22 protein-coding genes and 1 pseudogene are annotated in these 26,475 nt (G+C 64.7%); 18 read left to right on the top strand and 5 right to left on the bottom strand.

Annotation, left to right across the window (positions count from 1 at the left end):
- The first annotated feature begins 67 nt into the window (after positions 1–67).
- Positions 68–994, top strand: a complete 927-nt coding sequence (epsC, locus tag AC07WT_RS34135) for a serine O-acetyltransferase EpsC (protein WP_494950352.1) — start codon at positions 68–70, stop codon at positions 992–994.
- A gap of 36 nt (positions 995–1,030) precedes the next feature.
- On the opposite strand, the gene folE is transcribed toward epsC, so the two are convergent.
- Both folE and AC07WT_RS34125 read right to left on the bottom strand, forming a co-directional pair.
- Entirely contained in the window at positions 1,031–1,669 is a 639-nt protein-coding gene (folE, locus tag AC07WT_RS34130; RefSeq protein ID WP_492594390.1) for a GTP cyclohydrolase I FolE, read from the bottom strand.
- A 124-nt stretch (positions 1,670–1,793) separates the two neighbouring features.
- Entirely contained in the window at positions 1,794–2,723 is a 930-nt protein-coding gene (locus tag AC07WT_RS34125; RefSeq protein WP_494950351.1) for a LysR family transcriptional regulator, read from the bottom strand.
- A 364-nt stretch (positions 2,724–3,087) separates the two neighbouring features.
- On the opposite strand from AC07WT_RS34125, the gene AC07WT_RS34120 reads away from it, so the two are divergent.
- The 5 genes from AC07WT_RS34120 (at position 3,088) to pcaC (ending at position 7,323) form a co-directional block, all read left to right on the top strand.
- A complete protein-coding gene (locus tag AC07WT_RS34120; RefSeq protein WP_492594392.1) occupies positions 3,088–3,786 on the top strand; it encodes a 3-oxoacid CoA-transferase subunit A in 699 nt (232 codons plus the stop codon).
- A 13-nt stretch (positions 3,787–3,799) separates the two neighbouring features.
- Positions 3,800–4,459, top strand: a complete 660-nt coding sequence (locus AC07WT_RS34115) for a 3-oxoacid CoA-transferase subunit B (protein WP_492594393.1) — start codon at positions 3,800–3,802, stop codon at positions 4,457–4,459.
- Between the two features lie 298 nt (positions 4,460–4,757).
- A complete protein-coding gene (locus tag AC07WT_RS34110) occupies positions 4,758–6,137 on the top strand; it encodes a 3-carboxy-cis,cis-muconate cycloisomerase (protein ID WP_494950350.1) in 1,380 nt (459 codons plus the stop codon).
- A 5-nt stretch (positions 6,138–6,142) separates the two neighbouring features.
- On the top strand, positions 6,143–6,934 hold the full coding sequence (gene pcaD / locus AC07WT_RS34105) for a 3-oxoadipate enol-lactonase (RefSeq protein ID WP_492594395.1): 792 nt from the start codon (positions 6,143–6,145) through the stop codon (positions 6,932–6,934).
- Entirely contained in the window at positions 6,931–7,323 is a 393-nt protein-coding gene (pcaC, locus tag AC07WT_RS34100; protein ID WP_494950349.1) for a 4-carboxymuconolactone decarboxylase, read from the top strand. Before pcaD ends, pcaC begins: the two co-directional genes overlap by 4 nt.
- Positions 7,324–7,365: 42 nt before the next feature.
- On the opposite strand, the gene AC07WT_RS34095 is transcribed toward pcaC, so the two are convergent.
- Positions 7,366–8,067 (bottom strand): TetR family transcriptional regulator, encoded by a 702-nt coding sequence (locus AC07WT_RS34095; RefSeq protein ID WP_494950348.1) that lies wholly within the window; start codon positions 8,065–8,067, stop codon positions 7,366–7,368.
- 396 nt (positions 8,068–8,463) lie between these two features.
- On the opposite strand from AC07WT_RS34095, the gene AC07WT_RS34090 reads away from it, so the two are divergent.
- The 11 genes and pseudogenes from AC07WT_RS34090 (at position 8,464) to AC07WT_RS34040 (ending at position 22,810) form a co-directional block, all read left to right on the top strand.
- Complete coding sequence (locus AC07WT_RS34090) at positions 8,464–10,071, top strand: 6-hydroxynicotinate reductase (protein ID WP_494950347.1); 1,608 nt, start codon at positions 8,464–8,466, stop codon at positions 10,069–10,071.
- 14 nt (positions 10,072–10,085) lie between these two features.
- Positions 10,086–11,036, top strand: a complete 951-nt coding sequence (locus tag AC07WT_RS34085; RefSeq protein WP_494950346.1) for a UPF0280 family protein — start codon at positions 10,086–10,088, stop codon at positions 11,034–11,036.
- Entirely contained in the window at positions 11,012–11,602 is a 591-nt protein-coding gene (locus AC07WT_RS34080) for an amino acid synthesis family protein (protein WP_492594400.1), read from the top strand. The genes AC07WT_RS34085 and AC07WT_RS34080 overlap by 25 nt, the downstream gene beginning before the upstream one ends.
- Before the next feature lie 99 nt (positions 11,603–11,701).
- Positions 11,702–12,286, top strand: coding sequence for an amino acid synthesis family protein (locus AC07WT_RS34075; RefSeq protein ID WP_492594401.1), 585 nt, complete (start codon positions 11,702–11,704; stop codon positions 12,284–12,286).
- 174 nt (positions 12,287–12,460) lie between these two features.
- Positions 12,461–14,395 (top strand): ABC transporter permease, encoded by a 1,935-nt coding sequence (locus AC07WT_RS34070; RefSeq protein ID WP_494950345.1) that lies wholly within the window; start codon positions 12,461–12,463, stop codon positions 14,393–14,395.
- The gene (locus AC07WT_RS34065) at positions 14,392–15,204 is read left to right on the top strand and encodes an ABC transporter ATP-binding protein (RefSeq protein ID WP_494950344.1); all 813 of its coding nucleotides are present in this window, start codon (positions 14,392–14,394) and stop codon (positions 15,202–15,204) included. Before AC07WT_RS34070 ends, AC07WT_RS34065 begins: the two co-directional genes overlap by 4 nt.
- Entirely contained in the window at positions 15,201–15,914 is a 714-nt protein-coding gene (locus AC07WT_RS34060; protein ID WP_494950343.1) for an ABC transporter ATP-binding protein, read from the top strand. The genes AC07WT_RS34065 and AC07WT_RS34060 overlap by 4 nt, the downstream gene beginning before the upstream one ends.
- A 72-nt stretch (positions 15,915–15,986) precedes the next feature.
- Entirely contained in the window at positions 15,987–17,186 is a 1,200-nt protein-coding gene (locus AC07WT_RS34055) for an amidohydrolase family protein (RefSeq protein WP_494950342.1), read from the top strand.
- Positions 17,187–17,217: 31 nt separating this feature from the next.
- Positions 17,218–17,718: pseudogene (locus AC07WT_RS34050) on the top strand ((2Fe-2S)-binding protein); the annotation flags it as partial.
- A 158-nt stretch (positions 17,719–17,876) separates the two neighbouring features.
- A complete protein-coding gene (locus AC07WT_RS34045) occupies positions 17,877–21,533 on the top strand; it encodes a molybdopterin cofactor-binding domain-containing protein (protein ID WP_494950341.1) in 3,657 nt (1,218 codons plus the stop codon).
- A gap of 71 nt (positions 21,534–21,604) precedes the next feature.
- Positions 21,605–22,810, top strand: a complete 1,206-nt coding sequence (locus AC07WT_RS34040; protein WP_494950340.1) for an ABC transporter substrate-binding protein — start codon at positions 21,605–21,607, stop codon at positions 22,808–22,810.
- 137 nt (positions 22,811–22,947) lie between these two features.
- Here AC07WT_RS34040 and AC07WT_RS34035 read toward each other — a convergent pair whose 3' ends face one another.
- Positions 22,948–23,199 carry a hypothetical protein gene (locus tag AC07WT_RS34035; protein WP_492594408.1) on the bottom strand — a complete coding sequence of 84 codons (252 nt, stop codon included), beginning with the start codon at positions 23,197–23,199 and terminating at the stop codon, positions 22,948–22,950.
- A 237-nt stretch (positions 23,200–23,436) separates the two neighbouring features.
- Positions 23,437–24,765: an omega-aminotransferase AptA gene (gene aptA / locus AC07WT_RS34030; protein WP_494950339.1), complete on the bottom strand. Its 1,329-nt coding sequence runs from the start codon at positions 24,763–24,765 to the stop codon at positions 23,437–23,439.
- A gap of 277 nt (positions 24,766–25,042) precedes the next feature.
- On the opposite strand from aptA, the gene AC07WT_RS34025 reads away from it, so the two are divergent.
- Positions 25,043–26,470 carry an aminotransferase-like domain-containing protein gene (locus AC07WT_RS34025; RefSeq protein WP_494950338.1) on the top strand — a complete coding sequence of 476 codons (1,428 nt, stop codon included), beginning with the start codon at positions 25,043–25,045 and terminating at the stop codon, positions 26,468–26,470.
- The last annotated feature ends 5 nt before the right edge of the window (positions 26,471–26,475 follow it).

Genomic DNA, 26,475 nt, shown 5'->3' with positions numbered 1-26,475 from the left:
CGGAAAAACGCGGTAATCTCTCCGCATAATCACTCTGAACCGTGCCCAGGCACGGCGCTGTCCTTTTATGCCTAACGTGCCTTCCCAGAACTGGGGTCTCGAACAGATCGTCGCGGACCTGCGCGCGTCGCGCGAAGAGTTGCATCGCACGCGTCATCCGCTCGGCATTCGCGAGCTACCGTCGCGCGATGCAGTGGTCGACATTGTCGCCGGCCTGCGCGCGGCGCTGTTTCCCACGCACTACGGCGCCCCCGATCTGACCGACGAAACCGTCGATTACTACGTCGGCCATACGCTCGAAAGCACCTTGCGATTGCTCGCGGAACAGATTCGCCGGGCACTGCGCTTTCTGCCCGAATTCGGCGAGACGCCCGAGGCGGAATTGAAAGAACGCGCGTTCAAAGTCGCGCGCGAATTCGGCACGCAGCTGGCGGGGATTCGCGCGTTGCTGGTCAGCGATATTCAGGCCGCCTTCACCGGCGATCCGGCGGCACAGCACATCACCGAAATTCTGCTGTGTTATCCGGGCGTGTGGGCAATGACGCATCACCGTCTCGCGCACGCGCTGCATCGGCTCGGCGTGCCGCTGCTGGCGCGCTTCATCAACGAGATCGCGCATTCTGCGACCGGCATCGACATTCACCCTGGCGCGACCATCGGGCCGAGCTTTTTTATCGACCACGGCACAGGCGTCGTGATCGGCGAGACCGCGATCATCGGCGAACGTGTGCGCTTGTATCAGGCGGTGACGCTCGGCGCGAAGAGCTTTGCCGCCGATCTCGACGGCATGCTGGTCAAGGGCAACGCGCGCCATCCGATTGTTGAGGACGACGTGGTGATCTACGCCGGCGCGACGATTCTCGGCCGTGTGACGATCGGGCGCGGCTCGGTGATCGGCGGCAATGTGTGGCTCACGCATAGCGTGCCGCCGGGCAGCAGCGTCTCGCAAGGCAAGATTCGCGAGGGCGATCGCGGTGACGAGGTGCGCCGGTGATGGGCGCGTTGCGTCGTTGTTTGCCGGTACCATTGCTTACGTATTGGCAACCGAGATCACCCCCGGATTGCCGACGATCGCCAGAAACTCACGACGTGTCGACGGATCGGTACGGAACGCGCCGAGCATGCGCGAGGTGACCATCGTGACGCCGGCCTTATGCACGCCGCGTGTCGACATGCATTGATGCGCGGCTTCCAGAATCACGCCGACGCCCTCCGGTTGCAGCACGTCGTTCAATGTGTCGGCGATCTGCACCGTCATCTTTTCCTGAATCTGCAGGCGCTTGGCGAACGCATCGACGAGACGCGCCAGCTTCGAGATGCCGACCACCCGATGCCCCGGCAGATAGGCGACGTGTGCGCGGCCGATGATCGGCACCATGTGATGTTCGCAATAGCTTTCGAAGCGGATATCTTTCAGCACGATCATTTCGTCGTAGCCGTCCACTTCGGAGAAAGTGCGGACGAGGAGCTCGCGCGGATCGGTCAGATAGCCCGCGAAAAACTCCTCATAGGAGCGCACCACGCGCGCCGGTGTATCGATGAGGCCCTCGCGCTGCGGATCGTCGCCGGCCCAACGCAGCAGCACGCGTACGGCTGCTTCGGCTTCTTCGCGGCTAGGGCGTTCCGGCGCGGCTGCGGGTTTGGTTTTCTTTGCCTTGCTGCTGGTCATCCGTCGCTCCTTTGGGATCGCGCGTCGACGCTCGATGGAGCGCGCGGGTTCAATGAGTGCGGCCATTGTTCCATGTTTTGCGCCGGGTCGTGCTGATGTCCCTTTTCGCTGTCGGGGCGCGCGGCTATTTCGGCCACTCGTCCTTATCGTCGTTGAAGAGTTCGGCGACCACGCCGCGCAGCCAACTCGCGCGCGGATCGTTATGAAACTTGCGATGCCAGTGCTGCCGCAGATCGAAGCGCGGCAGCGGCAGCGGCGGCTCGACCAGCGTGATCGACGCGTGCTCCGACACGTACGCGAAACCGATTGCGTGCGGCACGGTCGCAAGCAGATCGGTGCGCGCGAGGATGAACGGTAGGCTCATGAAGTGCGGCGTTTCCAGCACGGCACGGCGCTTGATGCGTTTCTTTTCCAGGTATTTCTCGAGGACTTCCTGGCTGCGTCCTTCGGCGCGGACCACCGCGTGGCCTGACGCCACAAACTGGGGCAGCGTGAGCGGCGCTTTCGAGAGCGGATGACCCGTGCGCATCAGGCAGATGAATCGATGGGTGAAGAGCCGTTGCTGAAAGAAGTTGTTTCCCGACAGATCGGGGAAATAGCCGACGGCCAGATCGACGTCGCCCGATTCGAGTCCGCGTTCGACATGCGAGGGCGAGAGCGACACCGAGCGCAGGTTGGCGTTGGGCGCGCGTTCGGCGAAGAGTTGCAGCAGACGCGGCAGGAAGACGATTTCGCCGACGTCGGAGAGCGCGATGGCGAAGGTGTGGGTGCTGGTCCCGGGGTCGAAGTCTTGCGCGTCGAGCATGCCTTTTTCGATGCGCAGGAGCGCGTCGCGGGCAGCGGGCAGGATCGCCAGCGCTCGCGGCGTGGGCTCCATACCGCGGGACGTGCGCACGAAAAGCGGGTCGTCGAAGTATTCCCGCAGGCGGCCTAGTGCGGTGCTCACGCGCGGCTGGCTGACGCCTAGCTGCTCCGCAGCGCGGCTGACATTGCGGGTGTCTTCCATGGCTACCAGATAGGGGATCAGGTTGAGGTCTAAATCTAGGTCCGGCATTTTCTTTTGCCTGTGGCGCTGTGAGAGGTATTCGGTATCTGGATAGAGGGTAGGGGGTTAATTGGTGATCTGGATAGTGGGGTAAGCCTGAGGTTGGGCTTTTTAAACCAGACCGCTGCGCGAACAACGCCCTATCATCATGGAATCCCCTGCCTTGACAACCCGCCCGAAGGGCAACCATAATCTGCTGCAACGTTCGCTAATCGAATCAACGTTCATATAGCGAACAAACTCAAGGCGATGAACGAGTACTTCAACCCGGCAAGCACAGCCGGGCAAAAAGGCCCGGAGACCGTCCCGCAAACGCCCCTGCCTGCAAAGGCAAAAGCCGATCGGTGCGCAGCGCCCCAAAAGGAAATTCGACATGATCAACAAGATTTTCGAGTCACTTCAAGCGGCGGTCGCCGACGTCCACGACGGCGCCACCGTCATGATCGGCGGCTTCGGCACGGCCGGCATGCCGTCCGAACTGATCGACGCGCTCATCGAACAAGGCGCGCGCGAACTCACCATCGTCAACAACAACGCCGGCAACGGCGACATCGGCCTCGCGGCGCTGCTCAAAGCCAAACGCGTGCGCAAAATCATCTGCTCATTCCCGCGCCAAACCGATTCGTATGTGTTCGACGCGCTCTATCGAGCCGGTGAAATCGAACTCGAACTGGTGCCGCAAGGCAACCTCGCCGAGCGTATTCGCGCTGCGGGCGCAGGCATCGGCGGATTTTTCACGCCGACCGGCTACGGCACCAAACTCGCCGAAGGCAAGGAAACCCGCCTGATCGACGGCAAGCACTACGTGCTCGAGTCGCCGCTGCACGCGGACTTCGCGCTGATCAAGGCGCACAAGGGCGATCGCTGGGGCAACCTCGTCTATCGCAAGACGGCCCGCAACTTCGGACCGATCATGGCTAGCGCGGCCAAAACCGCGATCGTCCAGGTGTCGGAAGTGGTGCCGCTCGGCGCGCTCGATCCGGAAGTGATCGTCACCCCCGGCATCTTCGTGCAACGCGTGATCGAAGTGCCGCAAGCGGCCCATCAAAACGCAGCCGCCACCGCCGCCTGACCCGGAGACCGACATGAAGAAACTGACCCGCGATGAAATGGCCAGGCGCGTTGCGCTGGATATCCCTGAAGGCGCCTACGTGAATCTCGGCATCGGCGTGCCGACGCTGGTGGCCAACCACCTCGCCGCCGACAAGGAAATTTTCCTGCACAGCGAAAACGGTCTGCTCGGCATGGGCCCCGCGCCGGCTCCTGGCGAGGAAGACGACGAACTGATCAACGCCGGCAAGCAGCACGTCACGCTGCGGACGGGCGGCGCCTACTTCCATCACGCGGATTCGTTCGCGATGATGCGCGGCGGCCACCTGGATTTCTGCGTGCTCGGCGCTTTCCAGGTGTCGGCGAAGGGCGATCTGGCGAACTGGCACACCGGCGCGCCCGACGCGATTCCGGCCGTCGGCGGCGCAATGGATCTGGCAATCGGCGCGAAGCAGGTCTACGTGATGATGGAGCACCTGACCAAGCAGGGCGAAAGCAAGATCGCCGCCGAATGCACGTACCCGGTGACGGGCGTGGGCTGCGTCAATCGCATCTACACCGACCTCGCGATGATCGACGTCACCGGCGAAGGCCTCGTGGTCCGCGAGATCTTCTCGGACATCGACTTCGACGCGCTGCACAAACTGACCGGCGTGCCGCTGATCGACGGCACCCAGGCGGCGCGCGCGGCCTGACCCGAAGCGAAAGCGCGGCCGATGTATGGCCAAAGCGCATGGCCAGAGCGCATGGCTAAAGCGCATGGCCAGAGCGCCACCGAAAGGCGCCCGAACGTCACACCGTCACATCAACGCGCATGAGGCACGCATCGTGCGCGTGACACGATGTCGCGAATGACGTTCTGGCCGCGTTCGGCGCACAATACTCCGCAACGCCGTGTGCGGTACGCTGTCTACTGTCCATCAGACGCGTCTCGCCGCGCGCTGAAAGCCGCGCTAAAACCTTCACTTTCGATTCCCTCGATCATCGCCCATCATGCTCGACTCCAGCACCCGTCTGACCGGTCTCCTTTGCGGCACGCAGCCGATGAACGACATCTGGGCGCCGCGTGCCACGCTGCAACGGATGCTCGACGTCGAAGCGGCGCTCGCCCGGGCATCGGCCGCGCATAACGTAATTCCGCCAGGCGCGGTGGCCGCGATCGAAGCGGCCTGCCACGCCGATCAGCTCGACGCCGACGCGCTCGCGCGCGACGCGGCGCTCGGCGGCAACCTCGCGATTCCGCTCGTCAAGCAACTCACCGCGCGCGTGAAAGCCGCGGATGCCGAAGCGTCGAAGTACGTCCATTGGGGTGCGACGAGCCAGGACATCATCGATACGGCGACCGTGCTGCAACTGCGCGACAGCTTCGATTTGCTGGACCGTGGCCTGCAAGCCACCTGCGACGCGGTGGCGGCGCTCGCCGTCACGCATCGCGCGACGCCGATGATCGGCCGCACGTGGCTGCAGCAGGCGCTGCCGATCACCCTCGGTCTGAAATTCGCGCAGTGGCTCGACGCGCTGCTGCGCCATCGCGAGCGGCTCGACGCACTGCGTCCGCGCGTGCTGGTGCTGCAATTCGGCGGTGCGGCAGGCACGCTCGCCAGCTTGCGCGACGCCGCCCCGCAAGTCACGCAAACACTCGCGCAGGAACTCGAACTCGCCGTGCCCACTTTGCCGTGGCACACGCAACGCGATCGCATCGCTGAAACAGCGTCGCTGTTCGGCATGCTGATCGGCACGCTCGGCAAGATCGCACGCGATATCTCGTTGCAGATGCAAACCGAGATCGACGAACTGGCCGAGCCGGCCGCGGCAGGCAAGGGCGGTTCGTCGACGATGCCGCACAAGCGCAACCCGGTCGGCTGCGCGGCGGTGCTGACCGCCGCGACCCGCGCGCCCGGGCTGGTCGCCACGGTGTTCGCCGGCATGGTGCAGGAACACGAACGCGCGCTCGGCGGCTGGCAAGCCGAATGGGACGCGCTGCCGGATCTCGCGCGTCTCGCGGGCGGCGCGCTCGCCAACATCGAACAGATCGCCGCGGGTCTGAACGTCAACGTGCCGCGTCTTGCGGCGAATCTCGACGTCACGCACGGCCTGATTCTCGGCGAAGCGGTGATGCTCGCGCTCGGCGACAGCATTGGCCGGCTCGATGCGCATCATCTGGTCGAGCGCGCGTCGAAGGCGGCGATCCGCGACGGACAGACGCTCTTCGAGGTCCTCTCGGTCGACCGCGCCGTCACCGAACATCTTCCGCCCGAGCGCTTGCAGAAGCTGCTCGACCCCGCTCAATACGTCGGTCAGGCGCACGCTTATGTGGACGCCGTGCTGGCGCTTCATTCCACGCGCGCCAAGCGCGCAACCTCCAGGGAGTAACCGGCATGCCTTACGCCGCAGTCAACGGCACCGAACTTCACTATCGGATCGATGGTGACCGTCACGGCAACGCGCCGTGGATCGTGTTGTCGAATTCGCTCGGCAGCGATCTGTCGATGTGGACGCCGCAAGTCGCGGCGCTGTCCAGACACTTCCGCGTGCTGCGCTACGACACGCGCGGTCACGGCCACTCGGAAGCGCCGAAGGGTCCGTACACGATCGAACAACTCACCGGCGACGTGCTCGGCCTGATGGATACGCTGAAGATCGCGCGCGCGAATTTCTGCGGCGTGTCGATGGGCGGCCTGACCGGCGTCGCACTGGCCGCGCGTCACGCGAATCGTCTCGAGCGTGTCGTGCTGAGCAACACCGCCGCTCGCATCGGTTCACCCGAAGTATGGGTGCCGCGCGCGGCGCGTGCACGCGCCGAAGGCATGCTCGCGCTGGCGGATGCGGTCTTGCCGCGCTGGTTCACCGCTGACTTCATCGAGCGCGAGCCGGTCGTCTTCGCGATGATTCGCGATGTATTCGTGCACACTGATAAGGAAGGCTATGCGTCGAATTGCGACGCGATCGACGCCACCGATCTGCGCCCCGAAGCGCCCGGCATCAAGGTGCCGGCGCTGGTGATCAGCGGCACGCACGATCTGGCCGCCACGCCGGAACAAGGCCGCGCATTGGCGGCGGCGATTCCGGGCGCGCGTTACGTGGAGCTGGACGCCGCGCACATTTCCAACATCGAGCAAATGGACGCCTTCACGAAGACCGTGCTCGACTTCCTGACGGGGCCGCGATGAACGACGAAGACCGCTACGAAGCCGGACTCGGCGTGCGCCGCGCGGTGCTGGGCGATGCGCACGTCGACCGCTCGCTCGCCAACCGCACGGAGCTGACTGAAGAATTCCAGAACCTGATCACCCGCTACGCGTGGGGCGAAATCTGGACGCGTGAAGGCTTGCCGCGTCATACGCGCAGTCTGCTGACGATCGCGATGATGGTCTCGCTCAATCGCAGCGAAGAGCTTGCGTTGCATTTGCGCGCCGCGAAGAACAACGGCGTCACGCGCGAGCAGATCAAGGAAGTGCTGCTGCAAACCGCGATCTATTGCGGCGTGCCGGCGGCCAATTCGGCATTCCACCTCGCGGACAAACTGTTCCGCGAAGACGACGCCGCGGCAAAGCCGTAACGCTCGCCTCACGAAGCGCACGCCGGCAACACCGCGTGCGCTTCAGGCGGTTGTGCTCCCGTTCCCCGCAGCAGCATCAGCCGGCAATTGCAAACGCACCGCCCGCAACACCGTGTCCTTGATGACCTCGCGCCAATGCGCGAGCGCCGCCTTGTCCATCAGAGGTTCGCCGAGAAACGCGCCCAACGTGTATTGGTTGGCGTTATAAAAATAGCCGAGCGACGCGATCATCAAATACACGTCGCGCGCCTTGACGTCTGCGCGAAAGACGTTTTGCGCGTGGCCCGCGTCCAGCAACTTCTGCACGACCGAAATCGCATAGCCCGAAATCTCCTTCAGCTTGGACGATTTCTTCGCGTGCTTGCCTTGATGCAGATTCTCGCTCGACAGCAGCGTGACGAACTCGGGATGATCGAGGTAGTACTGCCAGACGAATTCCACCATTTGCTCGAGGCCATGCACCGGATCGTCGAGGTCGAGATCGAGCTTGCTTTCGGCTTCGTTGAACTGTGTGTAGATAGTCTCCAGCGCTTCGACGAACAACTGCTCCTTGCTGCCGAAGTAGTAATAGATCATGCGGTCGTGCGAACGCGCGGCCTTCGAAATACTTTCGACGCGGCCGCTTGCATAGCCTTGCTTCGCAAAGACCTTGATGGCCGCTTTCAGAATCTTCGCGCGCGTGTCCTGCGCCTGTTTCGCTCGGACACCGGTGGCGCCCGGCTTGCGGGCGGCAGTGGGACTCATGGCGGTTTCGTTCTCTTTGTTGGCGTCTGATTAAGCGACATGCTAAGCGACATGCGCCACGGGCACGATGGGCACTGGCGCGCTTTCATCATACAGCCCGCATCGCACGCCGCGACATGCGCTGCCCGAACATGTGCTTCGGCGTAGATTGACTTGTGATCCACATGAGGATGCCGCGCCGCAGCATTCAGGCGTAGCCCGAAAGTGCGCCGGGAAACACATTGCGCAGTCTATTTTGATCAGTTAGATTTCAGTCGAGTTTGGTGTAGTGGATACTACACGAACGGTGAGTGGCCGCAACATTCAAAAAGCGGGTCACGCGAAAGTCCCTGAAAACAAGGGCTATTCGTCAACCGGGCAGGACCGATTGTAATGTCGTCGTATGGGAACCCCACCATGACAGAACATACGAAGGTCGATTTCGGTGCGGAGCGCGTCGACGGCGAAACCGCCTCGACGCCGGGTCCCACCGTGCTCGAAAAAGCGGCGCCGCGCAGTGAGCGGATGGCGTCGAACAAGATCGAATGCAATGCGTGTCCGGTGTTGTGCCAGATATCGGCGGGCCGCACCGGCGCATGCGATCGTTATGCAAATGCGGATGGCCGGCTGATTCGCGTCGATCCGGTGGTGTTTCTTTCGCGTGCGGCTTCATCGTCCGAAGCGAGCGCAGGCAGTACGGATGCCACGGTCGAATTTGGTGCATCGTCCGAAGCGCATGATCCCGCCGCGGAACAGGCGCTGTTCGTCACCGGCGTCGGCGCATCGTCCACTTATCCCGACTACAAGCCCGCGCCGTTTATCGTGTCTTCGAAGCTCGACGACGTCGACATGATTACCGTCGTCACCGAGGGCATTTTCAGTTATTGCAGCTTCAAGGTGAAGATCGATACCGACCGCTTTCTCGGGCCGGAGCAATCGAACGTGCGCTGCCAGGGCGAGATCGTCGGCCATGTGACCACCGCGGAATACGGCTCGCAGATGCTGAGCCTCGGCGGCGTCCATCATCTGACCGGCGGCAGCAAGAAGGAAGGCCGCGTGACTTGCGACATGATGCTAGCGCTCGGCAACAAGGAAGCGGTGGAGCTGACCATCGACGGCGGCGCGAGCCTGGCGATTCGCGCGGGCGCGGCGCCGATTGTCGACGGCGTCGAAGAGCAGCGTATGCGGGTGGGTTGCGGCTCGGCGACCATCGGCATTTTCGCGAAACAATGGTTCGGTCATGCCGATGAAGTGGTCGTGGTCGACGATCACATCACCGGCGTGCTGACCGAACACCAGGCGGGCCGATGTCTCGGCATGACGCGTTCAGGTCTGAAGATTCGCGGACGCAAATCGACGCCGGGCCGCTATTTCCAGGTGGCGAATCCCGGCACCGGCTGGGGCGGCACCGACATTCAGGACCCGCTGGCGATTGTCGAGGGCTTCGACCCGGCGGTGGCCAAACCCGGCATGCGCTTGCTGATGGTGTCGACCACCGGCGAACACGCGCAGTGGTACGAACTCGATCGCGATCTGGTGCCGCGCGTTGCAGCGATGCCCGACGCGGTGCGCCGCACGGTCGATCGGATCGGCGAGAACTGCGAGCCGTCGCTCGCGACGGTGCTGTTTCTCGGCGGCGCGGGCGGCAGTCTGCGAGCGGGGGCGACGGAGAATCCGGTGCTGCTGACGCGCGCCATCAAGCGCAAACTCGTGAACGTGACCTGCGGCGGCGCGCCTGCCTATGTGTGGCCGGGCGGCGGCATCACGGTAATGGTCGATGTTTCGCGTATGCCCGATCGGTCGTTCGGCACCGTGCCGACGCCCGCGATCGTCGCGCCGATCGAATTCACCATGACGTATGACGCGTATCGCGACCTCGGCGGCCATCTCGACGCGGTGCGTTCGCTGGCGAGCGTGCTGGCAAACGGACCGGAGCACACGGAAGGTGCGCCGCTCGCGCGCCGGACGTTGCCGCGCAATCCCGCCAACCCGTGGCCGCCCGCCATGCCGCCGATGCCCGGATGATGGGGATAGAGACGATGAACGCAATCCGCACTCGACTCGACGCGGCACGCTGGCATTGGCAGCATGGGCCGATCGATCTGATCCTCGGCGCCGACGGCGAACCCGCGGCGGTGCAGGCCGCGTATGAGGCCTGCTGGACGCGTTTTGTCGGCGTGTTGCCCGAGTTGGTCGGCGAGCTCGAGCTGCTTCGGCAAGCACTGCCGAGCGAGGCCGCTGGCAACGAATGCGGGTTGAAAGGCGAAGTGGCCCGCCGCATGTGGCGCGCGTGTTTTCCGCACCGTGCCCGCTACATCACGCCGATGGCCGCCGTGGCGGGCAGCGTCGCCGATGAACTGATCGCGGCGTTCGCGCGGCCCGGCGTCGCGCGCGCGTTCATCAACAATGGCGGCGACATCGCGTTGCATTTGACTGAAGGACAGCAGTATCGCGTCGGCGTATTCGCCAACCTCGCCGACCTCGCCGAACTTTCGGGCGCGAGGCTGACGGGCGGGCGAGGGCTCGACGCCAACCTGACGCTCGACGCCGGCATGCCGATCCGCGGTATCGCCACGAGCGGCTGGCGTGGCCGCAGCTTCAGCCTCGGTATCGCCGACAGCGTAACCGTGCTCGCCTGCAACGCCGCCGCTGCCGACGCCGCCGCGACGGTGATCGCCAACGCCGTCGATTGCGATCACGCGGGCATCGTGCGCCGTCCGGCGTCGTCGTTGAAGGACGATAGCGATCTCGGCGACCTGCCGGTAACGGTCGACGTGCCACGCTTGCCGCCGCCGCTGACCGATCTCGCGCTGACCCGTGGCGCCGAGGCGGCGCAGCGCCTGCGTGAACGAGGCTTGATTGAAAGCGCCGCGCTGTTCCTGCAAGGGCAGGTGCGCGTCGTCGGCATGACTCAGCAAGGCGCGGCGCTTCTGACGCATCGTGCTCAACAACCAACGGAGGCTCCGTGTTCGAAATACGCCGCGTGCTGACGCACGTCGAAGACATCTTTCACGAGTTCGGCCCCGCGCCCGCGCAGCCGTTGCGCCGCGGCGCGATTGCCGCGGTGATGGCGAACCCGTTCGCCGGACGCTACGAAGCCCACATCGAATCCGCGATGGAAGCGCTCAAGCCGATCGGCTTCGATATGGCGCAGCGGCTGCTTGCGGCGATGGCCGTGCCGCACGCGTCGATCGAAAGCTATGGCAAAGGCGCGATCGTCGGCTCGCGCGGCGAGCTCGAACACGGCGCGCTGTGGCATGTGCCCGGCGGCTATGCGATGCGCGAATTGCTGGAGAAAAACGGCGTGCCGACCCATGCGATCGTGCCGTCCACCAAGAAAGTCGGCGCGCCTTCCACCGCGCTGGATGTGCCGCTCACGCACGTCAACGCGAGCTACGTGCGCAGCCATTTCGATGCAATCGAAGTGCGCGTGCCTGGCGCGCCAGCCGCGGATGAGCTGGTGGTTATCCTCGTGATGAGCACCGGGCAGCGCGTGCATGCGCGCGTCGGCGGTCTCGCGAAAGAGGCGATTGTCGGCAAGGACGGCTTGCGCTGAGCGCTTCCTGAACGGCGAACCGAACATAAGCAACGAACATAAGCAGCGAACATAAGCAGCGGACAGATGCAACGCGAGCACCCAAACACGGAGAGCGAAATGGCAATCAAGCTTCGCAAGCTGGTCGTGCAGGTCGATGAAACACGCATTGAAATGGGGCAGACCGTCAACCCGCCGGCACGCCGCGCGGTGGCGATCGCGGTCATCGAGAATCCGTATGCGGGCCGCTACGAGGCCAGGCTCGACGCGCTGATCGAAGCCGGCGAGGAACTCGGCGGCTTGCTCGGCAACAAGTGCGTCGAAGCACTCGGCATCAAGCCGTCCGAAGCGCAAAGCTATGGCAAGGCGGCGATCGTCGGCGAGGCGGGCGAACTCGAACACGCGGCGGCGATCCTGCATCCGAAGCTCGGCGCGCCGCTGCGGGTGGCAGTCGAGAAGGGTGCGGCGCTGGTGCCGTCGGCGAAAAAAATGGGCACGCTCGGCACCGCGATCGACGTGCCGCTCGGCCACAAGGATGCCGCCTTCGTGCGCAGCCATTTCGATGCGATCGAGGCGCGGGTTTCGGATGCGCCGCGCGCCAGCGAAATCGTCGTGGCGGTCGCGGTAACGGCATCGGGACGGCCGCTGCCGCGCATCGGCGGCTTGCAGGTCAGTGAGATCAAGGGCGAAGACGGTTTGCGTTGAGTTATTTCGCTGGCCTCCCAAGGGGACTTCCTTGGGGGCGCTTGGGGGCGTATTGTCCTGCCGTTGACGCGTGCGCGCATGGTGCCGCACGCGCTGCAACGTTTGCTGTCCGTTCGTCGCGTGTAGAGCGCGCTTTAGACGCGATGGTCGAATAGCAAGCTGCCGAGGGTCACGATGCTTTCGAATTTGCTGGTACAGCTGGTCAACGGACTCGCCGACGCGTCGACGCTGTTTCTGGTCGCCGCCGGCTTGTCGCTGATCTTCGGCGTGACGCGCATCGTCAACTTTGCGCACGGCTCGTTCTATATGTTCGGCATCTATGTCGCGTATAGCATCGCGAGCCGTTTCGGCCATACCGTGAGCGGATTCTGGTTATCGGTGCTGGCGGCGGCGCTGGTCGTAGCGGTGCTCGGCGCGCTGGTCGAAATGATCGTGTTGAGGCGCATTTATCAGGCGCCCGAGCTGTTTCACTTGCTGGCGACGTTCGCGCTCGTGCTGATCTTTCGCGACGCCGCTTTGTGGCTGTGGGGCCCGGAAGACCTGTTCGGCCCGCGCGCGCCGCATCTGGCGGGCGCAGTCGATTTCCTCGGCCATCCGCTGCCCACGTACGATATCGCGCTGATCGTGATCGGGCCGGTGGTGCTGCTGCTGCTGTGGTACGCGTTGACGCGCACGCGCTGGGGCACGCTGGTGCGCGCTGCGACGCAGGATCGCGAGATGCTCGGCGCGCTCGGCATCAACCAGGCGTGGCTGTTCACCGGCGTGTTTTTCGTCGGCGCGTTTCTCGCCGGGTTGGGCGGCGCGCTGCAAGGGCCGCGGATGTCGGCGAATCTGTCGCTGGATCTGGAGACCATCGGCAACGCGTTTGTCGTGGTGGTGGTCGGCGGGATGGGGGCGATCCCGGGTGCGTTTATCGCCGCGTTGCTGATCGCGGAGATCAAGGCGCTGTGCATCGGCATCGGACATGTATCGGTGTTCGGTATCGATCTGTCGTTGAGCCGCTTTACGCTGGTCGCCGAGTTTGTCGTGATGGCGGTGGTGCTGGTGGTGCGGCCCTGGGGCTTGCTGGGCCGGGCGAGCGCGGCGGTGCGGGGCATGGCGGCGCCGGAAGCGCCTTTGCGGCCGGCCGGCAAGCGTCTGAAGTGGCTGGCGGGGATCGCGCTGATGGTGCTGGGTTTGGCGCCGCTCGCGGCGAACGCGTTTCCTTACGTGCCCGTCCTGCTCGTTGAAATCCTGATCGCCGTGCTCTTTGCAACGAGTCTGCATTTCATCATGGGGCCGGGCGGCATGCATTCGTTCGGCCATGCTGCTTACTTCGGCCTCGGCGCCTACGGCGCGGCGCTGTTCCTCAAAGTCCTGAATCTGCCGATGGAAGCCGCGGTGTTGCTCGGCCCTTTGCTCGCGGTGGCCGGCGCGCTGGTATTCGGCTGGTTTTGCGTGCGCCTCTCCGGCGTCTACCTCGCGATGCTCACACTCGCGTTCGCGCAGATCGTCTGGTCGGTGGTGTTCCAGTGGGACGACGTGACGGGCGGCAGCAACGGCATTCTCGGTTTGTGGCCGTCGAACTGGCTGGCGTCGCCGGTGGCTTATTACTATGTGACGCTCGCCTGCGCGGTGATCGGCGTGTGGCTGTTGCGCAAGATGCTGTTCTCGCCGCTGGGCTATGCGATGCGGGCGTCGCGCGATTCGGTGTTGCGCGCGGAAGCGATCGGCATCGACGTGAAGCGCGTGCAGTGGGCGGCGTTCGTGATCGCCTCGCTCTTTTGCGGGCTCGCGGGATCGCTGTATGCGTTTTCCAAAGGCACGATTTCGCCGGAAGTCATCAGCGTCAGCCGCTCCGTCGACGGCCTCGTGATGGTGCTGCTCGGCGGCTTGCAGACGCTGACAGGGCCGATTGTCGGCGCAGCCGTGTTCACGTGGTTGCAGGACACTGTCGCGCGGCAGACCGATTACTGGCAGGCGCTGCTCGGCCTCGCGATTCTGCTGCTGGTGATCGCGTTTCCGCAGGGGATTGCCGGTTTCATCCGCGAGCGTTTTGGCGACGACACCGCCACGGAAGACAGCATCAAGTCGCCGCCGCAGGCTACCGCGGTCAAGGAGGGGCTATGAGCTTGCTGCGTGTGTCCGGCCTGTGCAAATCGTTCGGCGGCTTGAAAGCGGTCGACGACGTTTCCTTCGATCTCGAAGCCGGTCAGCTGCTCGCTTTGCTCGGCCCGAACGGAGCGGGCAAGTCGACCTGCTTCAACATGGTCAACGGCCAGTTGCAACCGTCGTCCGGCTCGATCCGGCTCGACGATCACGAGCTGGTCGGCATGCGTCCGCGCGATATCTGGCGGCTGGGCGTGGGCCGTACGTTCCAGATCGCCGCGACCTTCAACTCGATGACCGTGCTGGAAAACGTGCAGATGGCCCTGGTATCGCGTGAACGCAAGCTATTCGGCCTGTGGAAATCCGCGGGCTCGCGTTATGCCGACGAAGCCTTCGCGTTGCTCGAACAGGTCGGCATGGCTGCCGACGCGCATCGCGCTTGCGGCGTGCTCGCTTATGGCGACGTCAAGCGCGTCGAACTTGCCATCGCGCTGGCTAACCGCCCGAAGCTGCTGCTGATGGACGAGCCCACTGCCGGCATGGCGCCGAAGGAGCGCAACGACCTGATGGCATTGACCAAACGTCTCGTCACCGAACACCGGATCGGCGTGCTGTTCACTGAACACAGCATGGACGTCGTATTCGCGTACGCCGATCGCATGATCGTGCTCGCGCGCGGCAAGCTGATCGCCGAGGGGGACGCGGAAGCGATCCGCAATGACACGCGCGTGCAGGAGGTCTATTTCGGCACGGGCAAAACCTTCCGGCCGCACGCGCCGCTGCATGAAATCGCGAGCGGCCAGCCAGCACCAGGAGGAGCGCTGCAATGAGCGAGCCGATGCTGAAAGTCTCCGGCCTCAACGCGTTTTATGGCCGCGCGCACATCCTGTTCGACGTCGGCCTCGAAGTCGGCCGTGGCGAAGTGGTGGCGCTGATGGGCCGCAACGGCGCCGGCAAATCGACGACGATGAAAGCGGTCATGGGTTTGCTGCCGCGCCGTCAGGGCGAAGTGCGGTTTCGCGGGCAGAACATCACGACCTTGCCGCCGTATCGCATCGCGCGGATGGGCGTGGGCTTCGTGCCGGAAGACCGTCGCGTGTTTGCCGATCTGAGCGTGATGGAAAACCTCGACACGGGCCGTCAGCCGCCGCGCGAAGGCGCGCCGCAATGGACGCCGGAAAAGCTGTTTCGCCTCTTTCCCAACCTCGGCGAAATGCCGAAACGTCCAGGCGGCCAGATGAGCGGCGGCGAACAGCAGATGCTGACCGTGTCGCGCACGCTGATGGGCAATCCGTATCTGGTGCTGCTCGACGAACCGTCCGAGGGCGTGGCGCCCGTGATCGTCGAGCAGATGGCGAACATGATTCTCGAACTCAAGCGCGAAGGGCTGTCGATCCTGTTGTCCGAACAGAACCTGCACTTCGCCGAGCTGGTCAGCGACCGAGCGTATGTGCTCGAAAAAGGGCAGATCCGGTTTAGCGGCACGATCGGCGAACTCGCAAAGAACGAAACAGTCAGGCGCGCTTATCTGAGCGTGTGATTCCATCGGCGGCGAGGCGTGCTGGGTACGCATGCGTGCGGCGCGGGACAGTTGTTGCGAAAGGAGAAGCAGATGGCAGCAGAGACGTTGACAGGCTTGTCGGGCAAGGTCGCGGTAACGAACATCGGCTTGCTGTTGTCCGGCGACATCGATCGGCCGATTCTCGACGCCGACACGCTGGTGATCGACGACGGCGTGATCGTCGCGCTCGGCAAGGAGAAGGATTGCAACCTCGAAGGCGCGCGCACTACCGTCGATTGCAAAGGCACCACCGTGGCGCCCGGCCTGATCGATTCGCACGTGCATCCGGTGTTCGGCGACTGGACGCCGCGTCAGAATCAGATGGGCTGGATCGAGTCGAATCTGAACGGCGGCGTCACCACGATGATCTCCGCCGGCGAGGTGCATCTGCCGGGTCGCCCGAAAGACGTGCTCGGCGTGAAAGCGCTCGCGATCACCGCGCAACGCTCGTTCGAAGGGATGCGCGGCGCGGGCGTCGGCGGCGGTGTGAAGGTGATGGCCGGCGCGCCGGTGATCGAGAAGGGCATGGTCGAGGAAGACTTCAAGGAGCTGTCTGAAGCAGGCGTCAAGCTGCTTGGCGAAGTCGGTCTCGGCAGTGTGAAGGGCGGTGAGGAAGCGGCGCAGATGGTCGCGTGGGCGCGCAAGTATGGGATTCAAAGCACGATTCATACGGGCGGTCCGTCGATTCCGGGCTCGGGGCTGATCGACCGGGACGTGGTGCTCGCCGCGGATGCCGACGTGATCGGCCATATCAACGGCGGCCATACGTCGCTGTCGTACCGGCATGTATGCGATCTGTGCGAGCAGTCGAGCCGCGCGCTGGAGATCGTCCACAACGGCAACGAGCGGATCGCGTTGCTGACCGCGCGTCACGCGATCGAATTGAAGTGTCCGCATCGGATCATTCTCGGCACCGACAGCCCCGCGGGTTCCGGCGTGCAGCCGCTCGGCATTCTGCGGATGATCGCGCTGATCTCGAGCCTCGCTGAGGTGCCTGCTGAAATCGCCTTCTGCTTCGCGACCGGCAATACGGCGCGGCAACGCAATCTGCGCCAGGGCCTGATCGAGGTGGGCCGCCCCGCCGACCTCGTGTTCATGGACCGCGCGCAGCATACGGCCGCCGATACGCTGCTCGAAAGCGTGCAGCTCGGCGATATTCCGGGCGTCGGCATGGTGATGATCGACGGGTTGATTCGTTGCCGCCGCAGCCGCAATACACCGCCGGCGACCGAAGTGCCGGAGGTGATCTGAGCGCGCGGCGCGCAGCGTGAGCGGCACTTTCATGAACCGCCCGGCGACCCTCACGCTGAAGGTGAACGGCGCGACGCATCTCGTCAGCGCCGCTGCCGACACGCCTCTGCTTTATCTGCTGCGCAACGACCTCGCGTTGAACGGGCCGAAATTCGGCTGTGGTCTCGGCGAATGCGGCGCGTGCACGGTGCTGCTCGACGGCATGCCGACGCGTTCGTGCGTGACGACTGCGAAGGTCGCGCTGGGCCGCGAGATCACCACGCTCGAAGGATTGGGCACGCGTGCCGCACTGCATCCGGTGCAGCAGGCGTTCATCGAAGAACAGGCCGCGCAGTGCGGCTATTGCCTGAACGGCATGATCATGACCGCCAAAGCGCTGCTCGATCGCGATCCGCATCCGAGCGTCGACACGATCCGGCGCGAGTTGTCGCGCAACCTGTGCCGCTGCGGCACGCACGTCGAGATCGTGCGCGCGGTGCAGCGCGCGGCTGAGTTGCTCGCGGCGCAAACGGACGCACAAACGGACGCACAAACGGACGCACAAACGGACGCACAAACGGACGCACAAACGGACGCACAAACGGACGCACAAACGGACGCACAAACGGACGCACAAACGGACGCACAAACGGACGCACAAACGGACGCACAAACGCCTGCGCAATCAGACGCGCAGACAGGAGCGCGAGCATGACAGGGCCGGATTTCAGCGTCGATCGCCGGTCCGCGCCGCCGTCGCGGCAGCAACTCCGTGACGCGCAGAACGTGCTGATCGTCACGCGGCCGCCGCAAGCGCCGCTGAAGCCGGCCATCGGTCAGCCGGGGTCGCGTTCGTCGTTTGTGCCTACAGAAGCAGACCTGTTTCTCGTTGTGCGCGACGACGGCAGTGTGGTCGCGTTCAACGGTCATGTGGATCTCGGCACGGGTATCGGCACGGCGCTCGCGCAGATCGTCGCGGAAGAACTCGACATACCGTTGACGCGCGTGTCGCTCGTGCTCGGACATACCAGCGAGGCGCCGAATCAGGGGCCGACGATTGCGAGCGCCACGATCCAGATTTCGGCGGTGCCGTTGCGGCAGGCGGCGGCGCAGGCGCGGCAGTTTCTGGTGGCCGAGGCAGCGCGGCGCCTGAATGTGAACGCGGATGCGTTGGACGTGCGAGACGGCGTGATCTTCCGCCGCGATGGCGCCGGTTCTGGCGATGTCGAAACAGGCATCGGCTACGGCGAGTTGATTGCGGGACGACGCATCGAACTGACGCTCGCGACCGATGCGCCTCTGAAATCGCCGGACACGTACAGGATCGTCGGCAGGAGCACGCCGCGCGTCGATATTCCCGCCAAGGCCACGGGCGAATTGAGCTTTGTCCACGACGTGCGCGTGCCGGGCATGCTGCACGGCCGGGTGGTGCGGCCGCCGTATGCGGGCGTCGCGCAGGGCGAGTTCGTGGGCAACAGCTTGCTGCATGTCGATGAAGACTCGGTCAGCGATTTGCCGGGCATCGTCAAGGTGGTGGTGCTTCGCGACTTCGTCGGCATCGTGGCTGAGCGCGAAGAGGTGGCGCAGCAGGCGGTCAGGCGGCTGAACGTGCAATGGAAAGCGGTGGAAGGTTTGCCGCCGCTCGAAACCAGCCACGAGGTGGAGGCCGCCTTGCGCGCGAATCCGTCGACGCGGCGCGATCTGGTGATCGACGGCGATGTCGATGCGGCGCTCGGCGATGCCGACGCCCGTATGCTCGAACGCACGTACGTATGGCCGTTCCAGATGCATGCGTCGATCGGGCCGTCGTGCGCGGTGGCCGACTATCGCGACGGTACGCTGAAGGTATGGTCGGGCACGCAGAATCCGCATTCGCTGCGCGCCGATCTCGCGCTGCTGATGACGCTCGACGAAGCCCACATCGAAATCGTGCGCATGGACGCGGCGGGCTGCTACGGCCGCAATTGCGCGGACGATGTCGCTGCCGACGCCGCGCTACTGTCGCGCGCGGCCGGCGCTCCGGTGCGCGTGCAACTGTCGCGCGAAGACGAGCATGCGTGGGAACCGAAGGGCGCCGCGCAATTGATGGACGTGCGCGGCGCTTTGGACGCCGAAGGCGAGCTCGCGGGATACGACTTCGCGACGCGTTATCCATCGAACGACGCGCCGACGTTAGCGTTGCTGCTGACCGGCACGATCTCCGCGCAGCCGCAAGTGTTCGAAATGGGCGACCGCACGGCGGTGCCGCCGTACGACTACCGCACGATGCGCATTGTCTGCGACGACACGCCGCCGATCGTGCGGGCGTCGTGGTTGCGCGGCGTGTCCGCGTTGCCGAACACGTTCGCGCACGAATCGTTTATCGACGAACTCGCGGCCGAGGCGGGCGTCGATCCGGTCGAGTTTCGCCTGAAGCATCTGACCGACCCGCGTGCGATCGATCTGGTCAAAGCGGTGACGGAGAAGGCGGCTTGGGAGCCGCGCAACGTCGCGCTGAAAGATGCGGACGAAGGCGACGTCGCACGCGGCAGAGGTTTCGCATATGCCCGCTACGTGCACAGCAAATTTCCCGGCTTCGGCGCGGCGTGGTCCGCGTGGGTCGCCGACGTCGAAGTCAATCGCAAGAGCGGTGAACTCGCGGTAACGCGCGTGGTGGTCGGCCAGGACACCGGCACGATGGTCAATCCGGACGGCGTGCGTCATCAGATCCACGGCAACGTGATCCAGGCGACCAGCCGCGCGTTGAAGGAGCGTGTGACCTTCGGCGAAAACGCGGTGACGAGCCAGGAGTGGGGCGCGTATCCGATTCTGACGTTCCGTGAAGTGCCGGTGATCGACGTGGTGATGATGCCGCGCCACGGCGAGCCGCCGATGGGCACCGGCGAATCGGCGTCGCTGCCTGGCGCCGCGGCGATCGCCAACGCGTTATACGACGCGACCGGCGTGCGTTTTCGCCGCCCGCCGTTCACGCCCGAAACGATTCGCGCCGCGCTCGCCGATGCGCAGGCGGAGGAAGCTGCGGCGCGCAAGAAGAAGCGCTGGCGGCTGGGCTTTCTCGGCGCGCTGGCGACCGGCGCGGCCGGCTGGCTCGGCGCATTGGCGTTGGCGCCGCAGGCCATGTCGCCGATCACGCCGCCGCTGCCGAGCGCTTTCGCGCCGGAACGGGTGGCGCGCGGCAAACTGCTCGCTGCGCTGGGCAATTGCGCGGTTTGCCATACCGCGCACAACGGCGTGCCGAACGCCGGCGGCAAGCCGCTCGAGACGCCGTTCGGCACCGTCTACAGCACCAACATCACGCCCGACGGACAGACCGGCATCGGCACGTGGTCGCTGGAGGCGTTCGTGCGGGCGATGCGCGAGGGCATCAGCCGCGACGGCCATCATCTGTATCCCGCGTTTCCCTACACGTCGTTCAGGAACACTTCCGACGACGATCTGAAAGCGCTCTACGCGTACCTGATGTCGCAAACGCCGGTGGGCTCGCGTCCGCCGGAAACGAAGCTGGCGTTTCCGTTTAGCGTGCGTCCGCTGATGAGCGCATGGAACGGGCTCTTCCTCGGCCGCAATACATTCACCGCCGACGCAACGCAAAGCGCGCAATGGAATCGCGGCGCCTATCTGGTGAACGGCCTCGGCCATTGCAGCGCGTGCCATACGCCGCGCAACGCGTTCGGCGCCGAGAAAACCGGTGCGGCCTTCTTTGGCGGCGGCATGGCGGAAGGCTGGGAAGCGCCCGCGCTGACGACGCTTTCGAATGCGCCCGTGCCCTGGACCGAGGACGAACTGTTCGGCTATTTGCGCTTCGGTCACGCGCCGCTGCATGGCGTGGCGGCTGGCCCGATGGCGCCCGTCGTCGGCGATCTGGCGGCGTTGCCCGACAGCGATATTCGCGCGATGGCCGCTTATCTGGCGTCGCTCAATCCGCTCGAGCCCAATGCCGATCCGCAGGCCGTGGCGCGTCAGTACGAGCAGGCCAGCGCGATCGCGGGACCAGGCGCGGGAGCCGGCGCGAGAACCGGCGCGGGATTGGCTTCCGGCCTCGGCGCCCGGCTTTTCGACGGCGCGTGCGCCGCCTGTCATCACACCGGCAACGGGCCGCAACTGTTCGGCGCGCATCCGTCGCTGGCGCTCAACACGAATCTGCACAGCGCCACGCCCGATAATCTGATTCGCGTGATTCTCGAGGGCATCGGCTCGCCTGCCCGGCCCGAACTCGGTACGATGCCGGCTTACCGCGACAGTTTCAACGACGCCCAGGTGGCCGAGCTCGTGTCGTATCTGCGTCAGCAGTTTGCCGGCGGCAAGCCCGCATGGCAGGACGTCAGAGCGAGCGTCGCCCGAATTCGCGCGACGCCGCGAGTCGATTGAATCGCCCGACGCTTGAACGCTTGATAAAAACTACCGGCATTCCCGCAATTCTTTTGATAACGGAGAAACGCATGACCACGCGCGCAGGATGGATCACTCGCCTCACGGTTTCGATGACGTTGTCGCTTGCTGCTTTCGGCGCGGGCGCACAGACCATCAAGCTTGGCGAAATCAACAGCTACAAGGCGCAGCCCGCCTTTCTCGGGCCTTACAAGAACGGCTGGAATCTCGCGCTCGAACAGGTGAATGCGGCGGGCGGCGTGCTCGGCAAGCAACTCGAAGTGGTGTCGCGCGACGACAACGGCAATCCGGGCGACGCGATCCGCGTCGCACAGGAGCTGATTGCGCGCGAGCAGGTGCAACTGTTGTTTGGCGGTTTCCTGTCGAACACCGGCCTCGCGCTGACCGACTTCGCGAAGCAGAAGAAGATTTTCTTCCTGGCCGCTGAGCCGCTCACCGACAAGATCGTGTGGGCTGACGGCAACAAATACACGTACCGTCTGCGTCCTTCGACGTATATGCAGGTTGCGATGCTGGTGCCGGAAGCCGCGAAGCTGAAGAAGAAGCGTTGGGCGCTGGTGTATCCGAACTACGAGTATGGACAATCGGCGGTGGCGACGTTCAAGAAGCTGCTGACGGCGGCGCAGCCCGACGTGCAATTCGTCGCGGAGCAGGCGACGCCGCTTGGCAATGTCGACGCGGGTGCGGTGACGCAGGCGCTTGCCGACGCGAAACCCGACGCGATTTTTAACGTGCTGTTCGGCGCCGATCTTGGGAAGTTTGTCCGCGAAGGCAATACGCGCGGGTTGTTCAAGGATCGGAGCGTGGTGTCGTTGCTGACTGGCGAGCCGGACTATCTCGACCCATTGGGGGCGGAAGCGCCTGCCGGCTGGATCGTGACGGGCTACCCCTGGTATTCGATCGATACGCCGGCCAACAAGAAGTTTGTCGATGCGTATCAGGCGAAGTATCACGACTATCCGCGACTGGGGTCTGTCGTCGGCTATTCTGCGCTGATGTCGATTGCTGCCGGGATCAGGAAGGCGGGTTCTACCGATCCTGACAAACTTGCCGCTGCGTTCAAGGGGCTCGGGGTCGACACGCCTTTCGGCCCGATTACCTATCGGGCGCTGGATAATCAGTCGACCATGGGGGCTTATGTCGGCGTCACTGGCGTGAAGGATGGGAGGGGGGTCATGACTTCTTATCGGTATATTGATGGGGCTAGTGTGCAGCCTTCGGATGCCGAGGTTAAGAAGTTGAGGGCGGCTGAATAAGGGCGTTTTTTGCGCGTAGCGCGTGGCGGGTTGTACGCCGTAAAGGCCCAGCCAAAGTGCCGCGAAGGCAAGCAGATCAGGAACAAGCCGGTGCTGTAGGCGACAACCAGGCAACAACCGGCTGCTACGCGCAAAAACTACTCTTCTGCGTCATGCTCAATGACAAACCGCTTCAAATAAGCCAGCACGGCGGCTTCCAGCGCCCGATGGTCAGCGGTGCTCCTGGACCCGGCATTCTCCTCGTCGCCGAACAGGCTGGAAGGCGCATCATGCACATCCACTTCCTGGCCTTCGCGAAAAATGCGAATCTCATGAACATCTTCGGCGTACTCGGCGATCCAATGCACGCCTTCGATATGCACGCCTGCGCGAACGGTAGGTATCTTCATGGGCGTCTCCCGGCGGGTCGGACCACGACGCCAACCCTCGCTATCACCATACGCTGTCCAGCTAGCCGGCGCGAGTCTTGTCCGGCATTTTCCTGAAGTTTCACCACGCCGCAGGCCGCTTCTCCGACACGCGCAGACCGCGCAGACCGCGCGAAAAACCCCTCCAGACAGCGCTTCCAGCGAATCGATCGCCACCCGGAAGCGCCCCGGCACGCGCACCGCAGTCTTTCCAGCTTCTTACTGCACCGTTGCCAGCACGTCGCGCACGGTCTTGAAGAGGTGCGCGATTTGTTCTTCGTTAATGATGAGCGGCGGCGAGAACGCGAGGATGTCGCCGGTAAAGCGCACCAGCACGCCCGCTTCGAAGCACTTCACGAACGCTTCGTACGCCCGCGCACCCGGTGCGCCGTCGCGCGGTTCCAGTTCGACGCCCGCGATCATGCTGAGATTGCGGATGTCCTTCACATGCTTCGCATCGCGCAGCGTGTGAGCCGCCGCTTCGAAGCTCGGTGCGAGCGATGCCGCGCGCTCGAACAGGCCTTCGCGGCGATACAGATCGAGCGTCGCAACCGCCGCGGCAGCCGCGGCCGGGTGCGCCGAATACGTATAACCGTGGAACAGTTCGATCGCGCCTTGCGCGCCGCTGTTGACGACCGTGTCGTGGATGGTGCGGCTCGCCGCCACCGCGCCCATCGGGATCGCGGCGTTGTTGATCGCCTTCGCCATCGTCAGCAGGTCCGGCGTCACGCCGAAATATTCGCTCGCCGTCGCTTTGCCGACGCGGCCGAAACCGGTAATCACTTCGTCGAAAATCAGCAGGATGCCGTGCTTCGTGCAAATCTCGCGCAGCTTCTGCAAATAGCCTTGCGGCGGAATCAGCACGCCCGTGGAGCCCGCCACCGGTTCGACGATCACCGCGGCGATCGTCGACGCGTCGTGCAGCGCGACGATGCGCTCGAGTTCTTCGGCCAGATGCGCGCCCCACGCCGGCTGACCCTTCGAAAACGCGTTGTGTTCGAGGTTATGCGTGTGCGGCAGATGATCGACCGCCGGCAGCAGCGCGCCGGAGAACGTCTTACGGTTCGGCGCGATCCCGCCGACCGAAATGCCGCCGAAGCCCACGCCGTGATAGCCGCGCTCGCGGCCGATCAGACGCGTGCGCTGGCCCTCGCCACGTGCACGGTGGTACGCCAGCGCGATTTTCAGCGCGGTGTCGACCGATTCGGAACCGGAATTCGTGAAGAAGATCCGATCGAGCCCGTTCGGCATCAATTCGGCCACTTTCGACGCCGCTTCGAACGCGAGCGGGTGGCCCATCTGGAAGGTCGGCGCGAAGTCGAGCGTGGACAGTTGCTGGGTGATCGCGGCGACGATTTCATCGCGGCCGTGGCCGGCGTTCACACACCACAGACCCGCGCAGCCGTCGAGCACTTCGCGTCCGTCCGTGGTGCGGTAATACATGCCCTTGGCCGATTCCAGCAGGCGCGGCGCAGCCTTGAACTGGCGGTTGGCGGTGAAGGGCATCCAGAAAGACGACAGGTCGTCGATGACGGGGCGCGAAGTCATGGTTTTCTCCTCGAAGTGGTAGCGAAACTGTAGCGTCCGCGGTTTAATGGCGGCATAAACAGTTGCTGCAGTGTGGCGCTAACTGTGTTGGTGAAATTGCGATAACTGTGCCGATTGGTTGGGTGCTCCGGCCGCCTGTGCGAGGCCGGTCGCCCGTGCGAGGCCGGTCGCCCGTGCGAGGCCGGTCGGACCTAACGGGCTGCACCTTGCCGGTAGCGCCTCGCCCGTAGCACCCTTCCGGCCGCACCTCGCCGGTAGCACAAATCTCCGTCCTTACATGATCGAACTGGAACTTGAACGCGACCGCCGCGCCGCCCCGACGCTCGTCGAGCAGGTCGTGCAGGGCTTTGCACGCGCCATCGAGGCGCAATCGCTGCGCGCCGGCGCGCTGTTGCCGTCGGTGCGTCAACTGGCGCAAAGCCACGCATTGAGCACCTTCACGGTCACGGAGGCCTACAACCGTCTGGTTTCGATGGGCCTCGTGGTTGCCCGGCGCGGCTCGGGTTATCGCGTCGCGGCGCGCGCGCCGTCCGCGCGGGTCGCCCCGACCGACTGGCAGCCGCCGAGCCTGACCGCCACGTGGCTGCTCTCCGACGTGTTCGCCGATCATTCGGTGCCGATCAAGGCGGGCGGCGGCTGGCTGCCGAACGAGTGGATCAACGAGACCGGTTTGCAGCACGCGCTGCGCGCGATGAGCCGGGTGCCGGCGGCGCGGCTTGGCGATTATGGGCATCCATACGGCTTCGCGCCGCTGCGCGAGCGGATCGCCGAGCAACTCGACCGGCGCGGCTTGCCGGTCGACGTCTCGAACGTGTTGCTCACGCAGGGCGCGACACAAGGGCTGGATCTGATCGTGCGCACGCTGCTGCGGGCGGGCGACGCCGTGATCGTCGAAGACCCCGGCTACTGCAATCTGCTGCAGATTCTCAAGCTGGCCGGACTGGTCGTGCACGGCGTGCCGCGCACGCCGGCCGGCGTCGATACGGATGTGCTCGAAACGCTGGTCGCGCAGCACAAGCCGAAAGCGATCTTCGTCAACACCACGCTGCAGAATCCGACCGGCGCGACCTTCGGCATGTCGGCCGCGTTCCGTCTGTTGCAGATCGCAGAGCGCCAGCGGATGTGGGTGATCGAAGACGACGTCAGCCGTGAACTGGCGCCACCCGGCGCGCCGCTTTTCGCCGCGATGGAAGGCTTGCAGCGCGTGCTGTATGTGGGCGGTTTTTCGAAGACGGTGACGCCGGGGCTGCGCTGCGGCTACGTGGTCGCCGAGCGCGCGGTGCTGCGCGAACTGGCGCGCACGAAGATGGCGGTGGGGTTGACGTCGTCGGAAGCGATCGAGCGGATCGTCGACAAAGTGCTGCTCGAGGGACGCTACGCGCGTCACGTCGAAGCCGTGAACGAGCGGCTCAAGGCGGCGCATGCGACCGTCGAAGAGCGGCTCGATTCGCTCGGCCTCGAACTGTTTCACCGGCCACGCGCCGGCCTGTTCCTGTGGGCGCGCCTGCCGATCGAGGCGGAGCGGGCCGGCGAAGTGGCGACGGCCGCGCTCACGCACGGCATCTGGCTCGCGCCCGGCTCCTATTTCCGCCCCGACGATGCGCCGAGCGCCTGGTTCCGTTTCAACGCGCCGTACTCGACCGACGACGCGTTGTGGCGTTTCATCGAACGGGTTGGCCGGGATTCGGGGCAGGGCTCCATATAGGCCGC

Source organism: Paraburkholderia sp. GW821-FHT02A12, from assembly GCF_059422005.1.
This window is presented reverse-complemented; position numbering and strand designations above follow the sequence as displayed.